The following is a 15,375-nucleotide window of genomic DNA, read 5'->3' as shown; positions in this document are numbered from 1 at the left end:
TAAAGGAATGTTAGAAAAGGTATTGAATCAAAAGGCGTTTATCACCACCCTTTTGTTTACTGTGTTTTTGGGAGGTTTTCTTGCTTTTGATGGCTTAGGAAAATTAGAAAATCCGGAAATTCCAATTAAGTCGGCCGTTGTGATGACTCCTTATCCAGGCGCTTCTGCAGCAGAAGTAGAGTTAGAAGTAACCGATGTACTGGAAAAAGCTATACAAAAACTAGAGAACATCGATTTTGTGGAATCCCGTTCTGTTGATGGCATGTCTGAGATTACTGTAAATGTTAGTGACAAAGTACGAACACCCCAAATGCCGCAGTTGTATGATCATCTGCGAAGAAAAATTAACGATGCCAAGGGTAGCCTCCCTGAAGGAGCAAGCGAACCGATAGTAGTGGATGATTTTGGTGATGTGTATGGTATATTTATATCGGTCAGTGCCGATGGTTATTCGTACAGTGAACTGAACGATTATGTAGAGTATATTAAACGTGAATTATTGTTGGTTGATGATATTCGTAGAATCGAAATTTTCGGTCAACAAACAGAAACAATTGATATCAAGTTCTCTACTGAGAAATTTGCTTCACTGGGTATTAACCCAATGTTAATTGTTCAATCTATCAATGACCAGGCAAGTATCGTAAATCCGGGAGATGTGGTAGTGGGTACCGAACGTATCAGATTAAGCCTCGGTGCCAAATTTAAAAGTATCGATGATATCAAGAACTTATTGGTGCAGGTGCCAGAAGGTGGTTCTTTTGTTTTAGGCGAAATTGCAACGATAGAAAGAAGTTTTTATACGCCACAAAGAAGTGCTTTTAAATACAACGGGAAAGCTGCCATGTCGTTGGCTATTTCGGTAGAAAGTAAAGTAAACGTAGTTAAGATAGGAAAGGTATTTGACGAAAAAATTGCAGATATTCAAAAAGATTTACCAGTAGGTATCGAAATCAACAAAGTTTACTTTCAGCCCGATGCGGTTAGTACTGCCATCAAAGGTTTTATGATCAACCTGATTGAATCGGTATTAATTGTAATCGTTGTACTGTTATTTGCAATGGGGCTTCGTTCCGGTTTACTAATTGCTAGTGGACTTATTTTTACCATACTGGCTACATTTATTGTGATGCAGGCTATGGGGATTGAACTACAGCGCGTATCCTTGGCAGCCATCATTGTGGCAATGGGTATGTTGGTAGATAATGCCATTGTGATTGCCGATGGAATTCTGATAGACCTTAAAAAAGGTGTGGAGCGCAAAAAAGCTTTTGTCAATACCGCTCAAAAAACAGCTGTTCCACTATTAGGAGCCACGGTTATTGCCATCCTGGCCTTTATGCCATTAGGGTTTTCTCCAGGAGGGGCCGGTGAATTTTTAAAGTCACTTTTTTACGTATTGGCCATTTCTCTTTTCCTGAGCTGGGTATTTGCCATGATTCAAACACCCTACATGGCCAGTTGGTTTTATAAAAAGGATGGGCTGAAAAAGGACGGTGAAGACAAAGATCCATATGATAATGGTATTTACAGATGGTTTAAAAATACCCTGAAGCAAATGTTATGGCACAAATCAGTATTTATAGCCATTACAACTATACTATTGTTTATATCCTTATGGTCCTTCAAATTTGTTAGGCAAGAGTTTATGCCAGGACTCGACTATGCTCAGTATGTAATTGAGTATTGGTTACCACAAGGTAGTGATATATATCAGGTAGAAGAAGATCTGGACAATGTATATGAAGATTTGAAAGATTGGGATGGCGTAGAAAGCATCACCATGGCCATAGGACAAACACCTGCCAGGTATACGTTATTACGTCCGATGAATACATTGAACAGCAACTATGGCGAGTTGATTATCGACGCAACGGATTTTGAAGCATATCAAAAATCATCAGCTGAAATCCTTCCATTTCTGCAGAAAAAATATCCGCAGGCGTTTGTAAGGGTGAGAACCTACAGCCCAATTTTTAGCGAGTATCTGGTAGAAGCTAAATTTACAGGACCCGATCCAGCCGTATTACGCGACCTGGCCAAACAAGCAAAAGAAGCGATGCGAGCCAGCCCGTTAACGCAAGTGGCCACCGATAACTGGAAAAACCAATCCAAAATATTAACACCTGAATATTCTGTTGATCAGGCAAGATTAACAGGAATCTCCAGGAGTAATGTGGCTAATTCATTGGCCATAGCTTCTAACGGCATGCCTGTAGGTGCATTATACGAAGGAGTAGACATGCTCCCGGTAATTTTAAAAATGGAAGAACCTATTGGAAATCATGTTGAAAACATAGAGTCGGTACCGGTTTGGAGTAACGCCATGACGAGCACACCGCTTGGTCAGGTTATCGATTCCGTGAACATAAGCTGGCAGGACGGAACCATACGTCGATACGATGGTATCAGAGCCATCAAGGCACAATGCAACCCGGTTGCAGACGTTACCGCTCCTGAGTTATGGAACTCTGTTCACGAAGGTGTTGAGGCTATAGAACTGCCTCATGGTTACCAACTAGAATGGTTAGGTGACCATAAAGATAGTGCAAAAGCAAACAAGAATTTGTTTGCTCTGTTACCATTGGCACTTGGACTTATGGTACTGATTATCATCCTACTGTTTAACAACTTAAAACAGCCAATGATTGTAATGGGCGTTGTACCAATGGCTTTAGTTGGTGTTGCCCTTGGGCATCACGTAATGGCCACCCCATTTGGTTTTATGGGAATTATTGGTACACTGGGACTAATTGGAATGATGATTAAAAATGCTATTGTTTTACTCGATGAAATCAACTTTGAAATTAATCAGGGGGTAGATCAGTTGAATGCTATCATCAATTCCGCACTTTCAAGGATGCGTCCTGTGATGATGGCTTCTTTAACTACTATTTTAGGTATGATGCCATTATTGTTTGATGTGATGTTTAAGGGTATGGCAGTAGCGGTAATGTTTGGTCTGTTAATCGGATCATTGGTTACCTTATTAGTAGTACCTGTATTGTACGCCATTCTTTACAGAGTGAACACTAAAGTTTTACATGATTAACTGGCATGACCAGAATAAATTATTAAACATATGAAAGGTTATTTAAAAATTATAATATTAGGCATAGGATGGGTAGTTTTTGGACTATCCTCCGAAGCTCAAAAAAAACCTTTAAACCTTGAGGAGACTCGTAACCTTGCGTTGGAGTTCAACAAGAGTTTAAAGATATCTGCCTTGCAAAAAGTAGAAGCAGAAGCACAAAGAAAAGAAGCTTTCACCAATTACTTACCAAGTATCGATGGTAACGGGTCTGCTTCCTTAATACCCACATTGGATAATATTGAACTGCCAGGTTTCCAGTTACCAACAGGACCTGAAGAAGGTGCAGCTGCAAGTGATGCGTATTTCCCGGGAATAGCTCTTCAAACCGAAAATTTATCTATACTTCAGACTGGGGTTACTGCCCAGCAAGCGATATATGCCGGAGGACAAGTTCGCCTGGGTAATAAGATGGCCAAAACGGGTGTTGAAATCAGCGAGCAGGCTTATCAGTTGCAGGAAGCCCAGGTTATTTTAAATACAGATGAAGCGTATTGGCAATTGGCGGCCATGAACGAAACGGTAAAACTTGCCGAGAAATACGTGCAGATGTTGGATAGTCTGGAAGACCAGCTAAACGACATGTACGAGTTACGCCTGATACCCAAAAGTGAAAAACTAAGGGTTACCGTTCAGAAAAATGAAGCAGAACTGAATCTTTTAAAAGCCCGTAACGGCTATCGTATTATGCAAATGAATTTGTGCCGGATTATTGGCTTACCCCTAAATACCCAAATTGACATAACCGAGGAGGTGAATCCAAACCCAACATTACCCAACATGTCGGACAGTAAGGAAAAAGCCCTTGCCGGACGTCAGGAATTAAAAATATTGGATGGTCAGGCTCAAATTTCAGATTACCAAAAGAAGATGGTTAATGCCGAGTTTCTGCCTCAATTGGGGGCACAGGTGGCATACCAATATAATCAGTATGGCGATTTGTACCAAGACGGAATGGTAACCTTGGGTGCCTCTTTATCCATACCTATTTTTCACTGGGGAGAAAAGAAACACAGAAAGTCGGCTGCGCAGGCCCGTATTCAACAGGCTCAACTTAACTTGCACGATACACAGGAGCTGGTTACATTGGAGGTTCAACAAGTGATGATTCAACTACAGGAAGAGTACGAATCGATACTTTGGGCGCAAAAAAACAAACAAGAAGCACAGGAAAGCCTGGAGGAAACACAGGCTAGTTACGATGTGGGGTTAAATACCACAACAGATTTATTAAATGCACAGGCTTCGTGGCAAAATGCGTATTCAAAAGAAATTGAAGCATTGACAAACTTTCAGGTGTTAAAAACAAGATATCAAAAAGCATTAGGTTTATTATAAGAAAAAGGTTGCCTGCGAAAATAAGCATACAAAGGTATGTTAACAATTAGGTTTTAAAATGCAGTGTAAATAATCTTTTCATAATTATTGGATTTTTGCGGGTAACCTTTAATTTTAATGCATGGGAATGAAAAAGCTTTTGAACATAGACGATAAGTGTAAACATTGGAGAAAGTTACATCGAGACAAAGGATTTGTAAGTTTCAGAAGAAGAATTGTGTTTGAGCTGATGATGAACATATCTTTTTATATTATAGTACATAAACTTATCTTCAGTAGTGAAACATTTGATTGGGGAGGTCTTGTGTTTACCTCGGGTATTTTTGTTTTTTACATAGAATCAGTTGTTTTATTCGATAAATTCATAGAAAAAAAATTCCCCTGGCACGAAAAAGTCAAAACAAGGACTTTCCTTTTGATAGTTTTTGCAATCATTTGGATGCTACTTACAAAATGGATAGCACCACAAATCGAACCATATTTTGTATCCAGACCCATAGTCGACCTCGAAAAATACAACCTCACCTTTGCTTTTGGTATTCTATATATGGCTATCTTCCTAATTATGATAATAGCAAGAAACTTTCATAAAAGCATGGAGTATTTTATGGTGGAAAATGAAAAGCTAAAGCAGGACAAAATACTAACCGATTACAAAGCGCTACAAGATCAGGTGAACCCGCATTTTTTATTTAACAACTTAAGTACGCTGATTGCTATTATCAGAACAGATAAGGAAAAAGCCATTGATTTTGCAGAAAACTTTACCGATGTTTACCGATATCTTTTAATTGAAGAAGGACAGGTAGCCATTAGTTTAAAGGAAGAGCTTGCTTTTGTTGAAGCATATACCACATTGCATAAAGCCAGAATTGGGGACGGATTAGAGGTTGAAGTGAATGTACCCGACGATATGCTCAACAAACGGTTACCGCACCTCGGACTGCAGGTTTTGGTTGAAAATGCGATAAAACACAATATTACCTCGCGTTCAAAACCACTGTCTGTTAAAATTGGTACCGAGGACGGAAAACTTTATGTGATTAATAACAAACAAAAGAAAGAATCTACATATTCCACTAAAACGGGACTATCCAACCTTGGCAAAAGGTTGAAAATACTAACCGACGAGGAATACAAGATTACCGAAGACGAGTATAACTTCAAGGTCGAAATACCGCTAATTGATTAACCTTAAAAAAATGACCATGGCTTTTAACACCATAATTATAGAAGACGAACAGTTTAGCGCACAAATGCTGGAAAGCATGATTAGAGAACTACGCCCTGACTGGAACATACTTGGTATTTTCGATAGTGTGGAAGATACGGTTAACTGGTTACAAAGCAACGAGCATCCCCAATTAATATTCTTGGATATTCAACTAGCCGATGGCTTAAGTTTTTCAATTTTCGACAAGGTAAAGGTGGAGAGTGGGATAATTTTTACGACAGCCTATGACGAATACGCAGTAAAAGCCTTTAAGTTAAACAGTATTGATTACCTATTGAAACCGGTTAAAAAAGAATCTTTGCTGGAATCTATTGAAAAAGTAGAAAAAATACTTAAACGCTTTGAGGAAGAGAATAAACCGGACATTAATTACGCCGAGCTGGTTAAGGGGATTAAGGAAGGGAAGGCCAACTATCGCAAGCGTTTTTTAGTATCTAAACGAGATGCTTTTTTTGCCATTCCGGTAGAAGATGTTGCTTACATATACTTTGAGGCTAAAATAACCTATGTGGTGACTTTTGACAGGAAACAACACATTATTAATTTCACACTCGACAAGCTGGAAGAAGAACTTGACCCTGCCGTATTTATAAGAGCCAACAGACAAGCAATAGTTAACCTTAAGGCTATTCACTCGCTCGAAAATCATTTTGGCGGTAAACTGGTGGTTAAGCTACTACCTCAGTTCGATGAAAAGTTTATGGTAAGCAGAGCTAAAGCCTCCGTTTTTAAGGAGTGGCTAGACAGTTAGTTGGGTGAAACCGAATGCCTTTTATGAATCTGCATAAATGTGCTTAGCTCATTCACAACTTTACGGCTGTTTCCAATAAATATTTGGTTGTCAATGATAAAGATAGGTCTCTTCAAAAAAGTATATTCCTCTAATATCAATTGGCGCATCCTTTCCTCGCCCAGTTCTTGCGAATGCAATCCCATTTCCCTGTATTTACGGGCCTGCTTATTAAATATACTTGAATAGCTGCCCGAAAGTTTGTAAATACCATCCAAATGCGCCTTGCTTATCGTTTCATTCTTTATATCCTGGAATACAAATTCGCTATCTGGCTCCACCTCCCTAATTATCCTGCGGCATGTAGAACAAGTGGATAAATAATATACTTTCTTCATAGGCTAGGTCTTTTTATTCATCTATTACATTCTAGTCGCTATTACAACCAACGAACATCAAAAAAGAATACTTGGTCTCATTGCGTATTCAAAACAAAAGGGAGTTTCGGCATTATTAAGCAAGAATAATTCAATGGTAATTGTAAAAATTACAACTTACAACCCCATCATGCTCGATACACAATCCCATAATTACCCTAAAAATAGTAATAATCATTCTTAAATATATTATTAAAAGGCCAAGTAGATATATATTTTTATAAACACGTTTAATTGTCTGATTAATTTTAAAATCAATTAATACTTTTCGTATAGTATTAATTGACGCCTGTAAAATATAATGTATCTTGCATTATTATTCTATCGTAAAAATTTATGCAATGGCAAACATTAAAGAACTTAAAAAAGATATTAATTACCTGGCATCAGAAATTGTAACGCAAGGGTATTTGAAGCTGACGCTGATGGAAAACGTAAAAGAAGAAGATCTTACGCCTATATTAACCGAAGCGATTGAAATGAGAAACGAATTCGTTGCAAGAGCCAATCACCCTGACGGCAAACACAACAAAAAATTGGTGAAAAAATACTACACCAAGCTCCGTAGCGACCTCATGACCAAATCCCTAGAACTGCTTGAAAAAATTCAAGAAATCAAATAACCAACTGCTACTTTTCCAAAGTTTAGAACTTTGGAAAAGTTTCTTCCGGTCAGTCAAAGTCAATGGTCAACTGAACCGGATTATGATGGGTCTTCTCTCCTTCCAGATTGGAAATACTTAATCCCATCAAACGAACTTTCTTGTCGAACTTCACCTCCTCCATCAACTGCATCACAAGTTTCGACATTTCTTCCTCAGTTTCAATTTTATGCAAAACCGTTTTGCTGTGGGTGATCTGCTTAAAATCGTTGAACTTTATTTTAAGTGTTATCGTTCTTCCAAATTTCCTCGATTTATTGACTCTCTGCCATAAACCCGTTTTAAGTATGCCTAACTGATCGTTTCGCTCAGCATCAGTTTCCAGGTCTTTACCAAACGTATTTTCAATACCTACAGATTTCCTTACTCTATTGGGAACAACCGGTCGGTTATCTACCCCTCTGGAAATGGAGTAAAAGAAATTACCCGCTTTCCCAAAATGCCTTACCAGTCCGTTTAAACTCCAGGCCTGCAAATCCTTGCCAGTATAAATCCCCAGCTTGTTCATTTTTTCCGCCGTCTTTCTACCTACACCAAAAAAATCCCTGATAGATAATTTTTCGATAAATGGAAGTACCTCATCGGGTTTAATCACAAACAGGCCATTGGGCTTGTCCTGATCGGATGCTATTTTAGCCAGAAACTTGTTTACACTAATTCCGGCCGAGGCTGTCAGCTGAGTCTCTTTCCGCACACGCTGCTTAATTTCACGCGCTATGATGGTGGCCGACTTATGGTTCTTTTTATTGGTGGTAACATCTAAAAAAGCCTCATCAATGCTTAATGGTTCTACCAAATCGGTGTACTCGTACAATATATCCATTACTTGTGCCGAAACAGATTTGTAAACATCAAACCGATGTGGCTGAAAAATTAGATGTGGGCATCTTTTTAGTGCAATTTTCGAAGGCATGGCCGATTTTACCCCAAATTTACGTGCCTCGTAGCTAGCTGCCGCAACTACCCCCCGTGGTGAAGGACTACCCACAACAACCGGTTTACCTCTTAGCTCCGGAAAATCTCTCTGCTCCACCGAAGCAAAAAAAGCATCCATATCAATATGGATAATCTTCCTTACTTTTCCCTCTTCTCCTATTTGCGCTTCCTTCTTCATGTATCATGTAAAAATAGCTTTTGTTTAAACACCTCCGTAAAGATTTGTTATTAATTATTCATTCAAATATTTTTGGTTTGTAATACAAACTTTATTAAGTTTGTATTACAAACTAGTCTGTATACTAAATTATTTAATTATGAAACCAGATGAAAACATACATGTATTCGATGAAGAACAATCCATAAGGGTAATTAAGGATATGATTGAAGTTTCACGTAAAAAACTACAAAATGACGGAATTCTTTTTATCATTTGGGGTTGGACCATGTTTATCAATTATTTCTTTCTAAACTATCTGACAAGTATTCTGGTTACTTCTCAGCAAGTTATGTCAATAGTTCGTCCTTTGCGAATACTATTACCTTTGTTTGCAATTGGTTTCACCATATATTATATCACCAAAGAGCGAAAGAAAGTAAAAACCTACATAGGAATTTCGCTTAGGTATATTTGGGTGTCAATGTTCATTTGTATGGTATTTATTAATCTTATTCAATTCAACGTATTGCAGAAGATAAATTTTGAACTTCAACACCCAATTTTTATGATTCTAATTGCTTTTGCCATTACTATTTCAGGCGTTGTTATCAGGTATAAAATGATTATCATTGGGGGTATTTCATTTGCCATATTGGGATTAACAGCGTCATATTTTTTATTAATTAGTCAAATGCTTATTGAAGCTATTGCCTGGTTTGTTGCATTTGTGATCCCCGGACATATGTTATATGCTCAACGCAAAGAAAAAAATAATGTTTAAAGATCTTGACCCCATATTGCATTCACAAATTCGGCTTGCTATTATGTCCATTTTGGTTGGTGTTGAAAGTGCTGAGTTTGCTTATCTTTTGGATAATATAAACACTACAAAAGGCAATTTAAGTTTTCAGTTGAGCAAGCTAAAAGATGCAGCGTATGTAGATATAAAAAAATCGCTTAAAGGCAATTACCCTCTTACAACTTGTACTATTACAGAAAATGGCATAAATGCTTATGAATCCTATATCAGTATAATTAATGACTACTTTAAGGAATATAGATTGAAGAAAAATAAAAAAAAATAGATTAAGCATATTAATGAAACACAAAATAATAACATCCAAAGATGGTTCCCATACACTTTATGTACCTGATTTAAACGAGCACTATCATTCTACCAATGGCGCCGTGCAGGAATCGATGCACGTGTTTATCAATGCTGGTTTAAGACTGGTTACCGCGGACAAAATAAACATCCTGGAATTTGGGTTCGGAACGGGTCTTAATGCCTTTCTAACGGCTTTAAATAAAGAGAGTAATGAAATCCATTATCATTCCATGGAAAAATATCCCATAGAATCAAGCATGATCAATCAACTCAATTATGGTGATCTTTTTGAGGGAAAACATAAGGAACTTTTTAAGCGCTTACATCAATCAAACTGGGAAGAAGAAAACAAAATAAAGGACGGTTTTTACCTTAACAAACAGCAAGTTGATTTTAAGGAAGTAAGACTCGAACCAAAATACAACCTCATTTATTTTGATGCTTTTGCACCGGATATCCAACCCAAACTTTGGAGCAAAGAGATATTTGAAAGAGCGTACAGTTCTTTGTTGCCAGGGGGGATCTTAACTACCTACTGTGCCAAAGGTGTGGTTCGCAGAACCATGCAGGCAGTAGGATTCACTGTGGAACGTTTGCCCGGCCCTCCCGGTAAGAGAGAAATGCTGCGGGCAGTACGAGAGAAGTAAGAAGAAGAAAATGATTGGAGTAGATCATATATAGCCAGTCCGAAGCAATCAATTGTAACTCAATCAAGCTTTAATCTTCTTTTTCGATCACCACAAAAATATCTTCGTTTTTCTTTTTCATCAGATATTCTTCACGTGCGAACTTCTCAAGACTTTCCGGGCTTTCCTTGATTTCGCTCAGCTTGCGCTCGTTCTGTTCTATTTCTATTTCGTAGTGGTGCTTCTGTTTTTCTAACTGACGTATCCTTGACGAAAGCTTGGTCCTGTCCCAAAGGTTATTTTGGTCGAAAAAACCCACCCAAACGCCAAAAACCGCAAGTGTAAGTATGTACTTGTTTTTTAGGTACGATGGCAAATTGATTTTTGGAAGCTTCATGGAATCCTAATTTAATGCAAAGATAGGAAAAACAGACATCACAGCATTGATTCACCGGCAATACTTTTAAACAATTAGTTTCCAACATCTATTATCTCCGGGTTACTGTTGACTGATCACTATTGACTGATCACCGACCCTAACCCAGCCAGGTAGATTCTTATCGAAAAAATATTCCTGAATATTGGTATTTTGTTTGTAGATATCACGGGCTTCTTGTCCGTATTCTTGTAATCTTTCATAAGCTTCTTGATCCATAAACTGGGCCTCCCGCTCAAAGGCAGTGACTGGTAGTATCATAAACTCTTTTTTACCATTTACCAGTGGTGCATGAACCCAGGTCAGGTAATAGCCCGCATCGCTAACCTCCGTTTTATTCCCTGTTTTGGACAACTCCAGCCGAATGATAACCCCTCCATCCCGGGGAGCCGTTCGTTGATTGGAAATAAAGTTACCCAGGGAATATACCACAAAATGATCCTTTTCGTATTGAATGGGTTGTAGTACATGAGGATGTGAACCGATGACAACATCAACACCGTTCTCCTTAAAGTAATCGTTAAACATTTTTTGTTCGGCGTTGGGCAGGGTTTGGTATTCCAGCCCCCAATGAACAAAAGCGATAATCTTGTCAGGTTTAAGATTCTTGGCCTTCTTTATATCGCGAGCAATCACATCCTTATCCAAAAAGTTAACCACATTGGGCTTCGTCACAGGAATTCCATTCGTTCCGTAAGTATAATTAATGACAGCTATTTTTATTCCATTTTTTTGCAACAACAAAGGATTATTACGTTGGTTTTCCGTTTCATCTTTAAACGTTCCTGTATGGGGAATATGCAGACTATCCAGCACATCAATGGTTCTTTCCAATCCTTGTTTTCCCCTATCCACGCAATGATTGTTAGCGGTCACCATAACATCTATACCCGCATCTTTCATGGCAACGGCCAGCGCATCGGGCGAACTAAACTGAGGATATCCCTCAAACGGGGGACCGGCTAATGTTACTTCCAGGTTTGCGATGGCAAAGTCGGCATCTTCAAAAATATTGCTAACATACTTAAAGCATCCGTCATAGCTGTATTGCTTGGTTTCAGGGTTGAATGCACTTTTTATTTGGGTTCCGTGCCCCATCACATCCCCCATAAAAACAAGGGATACTTTCGATGTTTCCTGAGAACGCAAAGAATGAATACTAATTGCTAAAACGATAAATACTATAACCGGAACTTTATGTGCCATCACCATCTTTTTAAAGGAAAATGTAAATATAATCTTAAACGAGTATATTCCAGAATAGTTTACAGCAATATAAAAAGTATTACGCCAAAATCCGCAAAAAATCTCTCAGCTATCTGGTTGTATCTTTTGTGGATTCAATTAGGAGCATCCATCTCCTTGGCTCGCATACAATCCTCCAAAGAGTGAGTTGCAAAATCGGAGGTAACCCATAAGCATTTTTGAAAGTCAAATATAAAATGCTTACCGATTTAACCCGGATTATGTATTGGGGGTTCGTCATGAGCATTGCAAGTACAATAAAACAAGGCTTTACCGAAACGAGGCATAACTTGTCCCGATTACTTTCGGGAGCATCGTTCTGGTGAGTTGAAGTGATGCAACGAAGTGTCTTGTTTTGAAGTAAATTCAATGTGTAATAGAATTTCTAATGCATATTGCGGGTTTAAGCTATTAAATTATACAATCATCATTTTATAGCCTTGGAATTTACATTTGATTAATCTGATATTTTTGCCTGCAACTTTTATTTTCTTTAACGGGTTTAAATTTTCAATTTATACCCGTTAAAGATTTATTCAAATAAATATTAAATTGCGCTTCTTGAATGCAGACATTGGAAAGTAATAAAATGAATGAGGTATAAGAGGCAGGCAATGTCAGATCCTATAACTCATTTTGCGTTGTAAATAGTGATATAAGATGATTTTTGAAAGAACATTCGACATTTTAAAACACCTTAAAACAAACAACCCCCAAAACGAAATCCTTTGCTCAAAAAGCAATGGTCATTGGTACAAGTTCAGTGTAAAAGAATATCACGATAACGCCAAGAAATTTGCTCTGGGGCTTTTGAGCATGGGTTTTAAACCCGGTGATAAAATTGCGACCGTTTCAAACAATCGTCCCGAATGGAACTTTGTTGACATGGGAATGGCCATGGTAGGAGTGATTCACGTTCCCGTTTACCCAACCATTAGCGAAGAGGAATTTGAACATATATTTAAACACGCCGGGGCAAGAATGGTGATTGTTTCGGATGTTTCTTTGTACAAAAAGATAAAACCCCTAACCGATAACATTGACTCCGTATCTCAACTGCTCACGTATGATAACGTGGAAGGGGCTCAATCCTGGAGCATTGTCACCGAGGCTGGAACCAAACACAAGTTAAAATACAATAGCCATTATAAAGCAATAAAAAAGAGTATCAAATCAGAGGATATCGCATCGATCATCTATACCTCTGGAACAACAGGGTTGCCTAAAGGCGTTATGCTGACACACGGCAATTTTATGACCAACGTGCATGGTGTGTGGGATTTATTTGATTTGCGAGAAGACTCCAGGGTTCTCAGTTTTTTACCGCTATGCCATGTGTACGAGCGATTGGTTAATTACCTGTTTCAGGCGAAGGGATGCAGTATTTTTTACGCGGAAAGCCTGGGCACAATTGCTGCCGATATGGCTTCGGTTAAAGCCAATGCGTTTGCTACCGTTCCGCGGGTAATTGAGCGCATATACGATAAAATTGTTTCAAAAGGTGAAGACCTATCGGGCATTAATAAAATCATCTTCTTCTGGGCCATGCGATTGGGAGAGCGTTATAGCAAAGAAAACAAGAACAACATCTATTATCGTTTGAAACTAAATATTGCCCGCAAACTGGTTTTTAGCAAATGGCAAAAATCATTTGGAGGCCACCTGGATTTTGTCATTTCCGGCGGAGCAGCCCTTCAGCCACGATTAAGCAGGCTATTCTTTGCGGCAGGAATTCACTTGATGGAAGGGTATGGACTAACAGAGACATCGCCGGTAATTGCGACAAATTATACGAGCAAACGGGGCAATTTAATGATAGGAACAGTGGGCCCTGTACTGAAAAACATTGAAGTGAGGATTGATGAGGATGGCGAAATACTTACCAAAGGCCCGTGTATCATGAAAGGCTATTACAAGGCTCCCAAACTTACTGCCCAAGTAATAGACGAGGATGGCTGGTTCCATACGGGCGATGTTGGCCAGCTGGTCAACGACAAATTCCTGAAAATTACCGATCGGAAAAAAGAGATGTTTAAAACATCGAGCGGAAAGTACATTGCACCGCAGGCCATCGAAAACCTGCTGAAAGAATCCATATTCATTGAGCAAGCAATGGTCGTTGGTGAAAGCGAGAAATATGCCAGCGCCCTGCTTTCTCCTAACTTCGACCACTTGCATATGTTTGCACACGACCATAAAATACATTACCGCGACAATAAGGAACTGATAAAAAACAAGGAAGTCCTTACAGCTTTCCAGAAAGAAGTTAACAAAGCCAACAAACAATTGGGACAACACGAACAGATCAAGCGTTTTAGGGTAGTTTACGAACCCTGGACCGCAGCTTCCGGAGAGCTATCAGCTACACTTAAGCTTAAACGCAGAGTATTGTACAACAAACACGCCGACCTGCTCCGCAAAATTTATGCCTACGATGCCGATGAAGATAACAGGGGATCTATCAGTTTTGAAGGTGAGTAAGTTGATGCAGGAGTCTCTCCAATAATAAAAAATAAATAGCCTGGGTACGACCTATATATTCCGCTCAAAGTCGTACCTGATTATAACATCCTACAACGCATTTGTTTTGAACTCGATATCAATTTCCGATTTATTCAGAAGTTTATCTTCGGCAAAAATTTTCAGTTCTACATGGGCGTTTTTTCTAAACCCCGTAATTTTGTTGTCATAAACCTGAAGAGGCTGCCCGTTAATGGAGTATGTTATTCTATGACACTCCGTTCCTGTATCTGTTCCGGCCAAAAAGATGGAGGTGTATGAAGGGTATACCGGAATATTATTTATAGTATCGGTAGGGGAAGCCGAATAGGTTACAAAAATATCCGAGGGAACATTATCAACGGTAAATTCAAAATTATCCACATTTCGGTTGTTGACGTGATCATACCCCACAATAGTAATGCTGTGAAGTCCGTCTTTTTCAATGTTAAACGGTTTATCATAGGCCACCTCCCCGCTTCCGTCAATCATATACTTGATCTCCTTCAAACCGGATTCCTGGTCTGTAGCTCTCAGCACTATATCTGTTTTACCCGAGATATAATTCATTTCGCCTTTTTTAAACCGGGCCCCATTAAAGTCGTATGACAAACTTGGGCCGGTTAAATCTACATATACTACTCCAACCACATGCTTATATTCCGAATGTTTTTTATCGTTTGCCACATTATCCCTGGCAAAATATTTAACGGTATGCTTCCCTGTTTTACCGGGCAAATAAAACGGATCGGTATATTCCATAAAATCATCACTATCTATGGCATACAGAACATCTTGGCTGTAGTTTACAATAGCGTTTTATTGTAGTATCTTTATAAGAAAACATCATGGATACAAATAAGATAAAAGAAG

The 15,375-nt window shown here is 38.6% G+C and carries 14 protein-coding genes; 9 read left to right on the top strand and 5 right to left on the bottom strand.

The features are described 5' to 3' along the window. The first annotated feature begins 7 nt into the window (after nucleotides 1-7). The 4 genes from ACT29I_RS20520 (at nucleotide 8) to ACT29I_RS20505 (ending at nucleotide 6,414) form a co-directional block, all read left to right on the top strand. Complete coding sequence (locus ACT29I_RS20520) at nucleotides 8-3,052, top strand: efflux RND transporter permease subunit (protein WP_430934785.1); 3,045 nt, start codon at nucleotides 8-10, stop codon at nucleotides 3,050-3,052. A 30-nt stretch (nucleotides 3,053-3,082) separates the two neighbouring features. Beyond that, nucleotides 3,083-4,429, top strand: coding sequence for a TolC family protein (locus ACT29I_RS20515; RefSeq protein ID WP_444794309.1), 1,347 nt, complete (start codon nucleotides 3,083-3,085; stop codon nucleotides 4,427-4,429). 127 nt (nucleotides 4,430-4,556) lie between these two features. Then, nucleotides 4,557-5,621, top strand: coding sequence for a sensor histidine kinase (locus ACT29I_RS20510; protein WP_430934783.1), 1,065 nt, complete (start codon nucleotides 4,557-4,559; stop codon nucleotides 5,619-5,621). A gap of 16 nt (nucleotides 5,622-5,637) precedes the next feature. Then, complete coding sequence (locus ACT29I_RS20505) at nucleotides 5,638-6,414, top strand: LytR/AlgR family response regulator transcription factor (RefSeq protein WP_430934782.1); 777 nt, start codon at nucleotides 5,638-5,640, stop codon at nucleotides 6,412-6,414. Here ACT29I_RS20505 and ACT29I_RS20500 read toward each other — a convergent pair. Beyond that, a complete protein-coding gene (locus ACT29I_RS20500; protein WP_444794308.1) occupies nucleotides 6,411-6,791 on the bottom strand; it encodes an arsenate reductase family protein in 381 nt (126 codons plus the stop codon). The genes ACT29I_RS20505 and ACT29I_RS20500 overlap by 4 nt on opposite strands. A gap of 380 nt (nucleotides 6,792-7,171) precedes the next feature. On the opposite strand from ACT29I_RS20500, the gene ACT29I_RS20495 reads away from it, so the two are divergent. Then, a complete protein-coding gene (locus ACT29I_RS20495; RefSeq protein ID WP_430934780.1) occupies nucleotides 7,172-7,453 on the top strand; it encodes a hypothetical protein in 282 nt (93 codons plus the stop codon). A 49-nt stretch (nucleotides 7,454-7,502) separates the two neighbouring features. On the opposite strand, the gene dinB is transcribed toward ACT29I_RS20495, so the two are convergent. Next, complete coding sequence (gene dinB, locus ACT29I_RS20490; RefSeq protein WP_444794307.1) at nucleotides 7,503-8,606, bottom strand: DNA polymerase IV; 1,104 nt, start codon at nucleotides 8,604-8,606, stop codon at nucleotides 7,503-7,505. Between the two features lie 139 nt (nucleotides 8,607-8,745). Here dinB and ACT29I_RS20485 point away from each other — a divergent pair, with 139 nt between their 5' ends. The 3 genes from ACT29I_RS20485 to mnmD are packed head-to-tail and all read left to right on the top strand — an operon-like array spanning nucleotide 8,746 to nucleotide 10,343. Then, nucleotides 8,746-9,369, top strand: a complete 624-nt coding sequence (locus ACT29I_RS20485) for a hypothetical protein (RefSeq protein WP_444794306.1) — start codon at nucleotides 8,746-8,748, stop codon at nucleotides 9,367-9,369. Then, complete coding sequence (locus ACT29I_RS20480) at nucleotides 9,362-9,673, top strand: transcriptional regulator (RefSeq protein ID WP_444794305.1); 312 nt, start codon at nucleotides 9,362-9,364, stop codon at nucleotides 9,671-9,673. The genes ACT29I_RS20485 and ACT29I_RS20480 overlap by 8 nt, the downstream gene beginning before the upstream one ends. 13 nt (nucleotides 9,674-9,686) lie before the next feature. Then, nucleotides 9,687-10,343 (top strand): tRNA (5-methylaminomethyl-2-thiouridine)(34)-methyltransferase MnmD, encoded by a 657-nt coding sequence (gene mnmD, locus ACT29I_RS20475; RefSeq protein WP_444794304.1) that lies wholly within the window; start codon nucleotides 9,687-9,689, stop codon nucleotides 10,341-10,343. A gap of 70 nt (nucleotides 10,344-10,413) precedes the next feature. On the opposite strand, the gene ACT29I_RS20470 is transcribed toward mnmD, so the two are convergent. Both ACT29I_RS20470 and ACT29I_RS20465 read right to left on the bottom strand, forming a co-directional pair. Next, nucleotides 10,414-10,719 (bottom strand): FtsB family cell division protein, encoded by a 306-nt coding sequence (locus tag ACT29I_RS20470; RefSeq protein WP_444794303.1) that lies wholly within the window; start codon nucleotides 10,717-10,719, stop codon nucleotides 10,414-10,416. 102 nt (nucleotides 10,720-10,821) lie between these two features. Then, entirely contained in the window at nucleotides 10,822-11,964 is a 1,143-nt protein-coding gene (locus ACT29I_RS20465) for a CapA family protein (RefSeq protein WP_444794302.1), read from the bottom strand. Nucleotides 11,965-12,663: 699 nt separating this feature from the next. Between ACT29I_RS20465 and ACT29I_RS20460 the strand changes: the two genes are divergently transcribed. Beyond that, a complete protein-coding gene (locus ACT29I_RS20460) occupies nucleotides 12,664-14,484 on the top strand; it encodes an AMP-dependent synthetase/ligase (RefSeq protein WP_444794301.1) in 1,821 nt (606 codons plus the stop codon). 90 nt (nucleotides 14,485-14,574) lie between these two features. Here the strand turns inward: ACT29I_RS20460 and ACT29I_RS20455 are convergent, their stop codons facing one another. Next, entirely contained in the window at nucleotides 14,575-15,264 is a 690-nt protein-coding gene (locus tag ACT29I_RS20455) for an OmpL47-type beta-barrel domain-containing protein (protein ID WP_444794300.1), read from the bottom strand. Nucleotides 15,265-15,375: the final 111 nt, after the last annotated feature.

Source organism: Saccharicrinis sp. GN24d3 (genome assembly GCF_052400645.1).
Lineage (GTDB): Bacteria > Bacteroidota > Bacteroidia > Bacteroidales > Marinilabiliaceae > Saccharicrinis.
The sequence above is the reverse complement of the archived record's forward strand: the minus strand, read 5'-3'. Positions and strand labels throughout refer to the sequence as shown.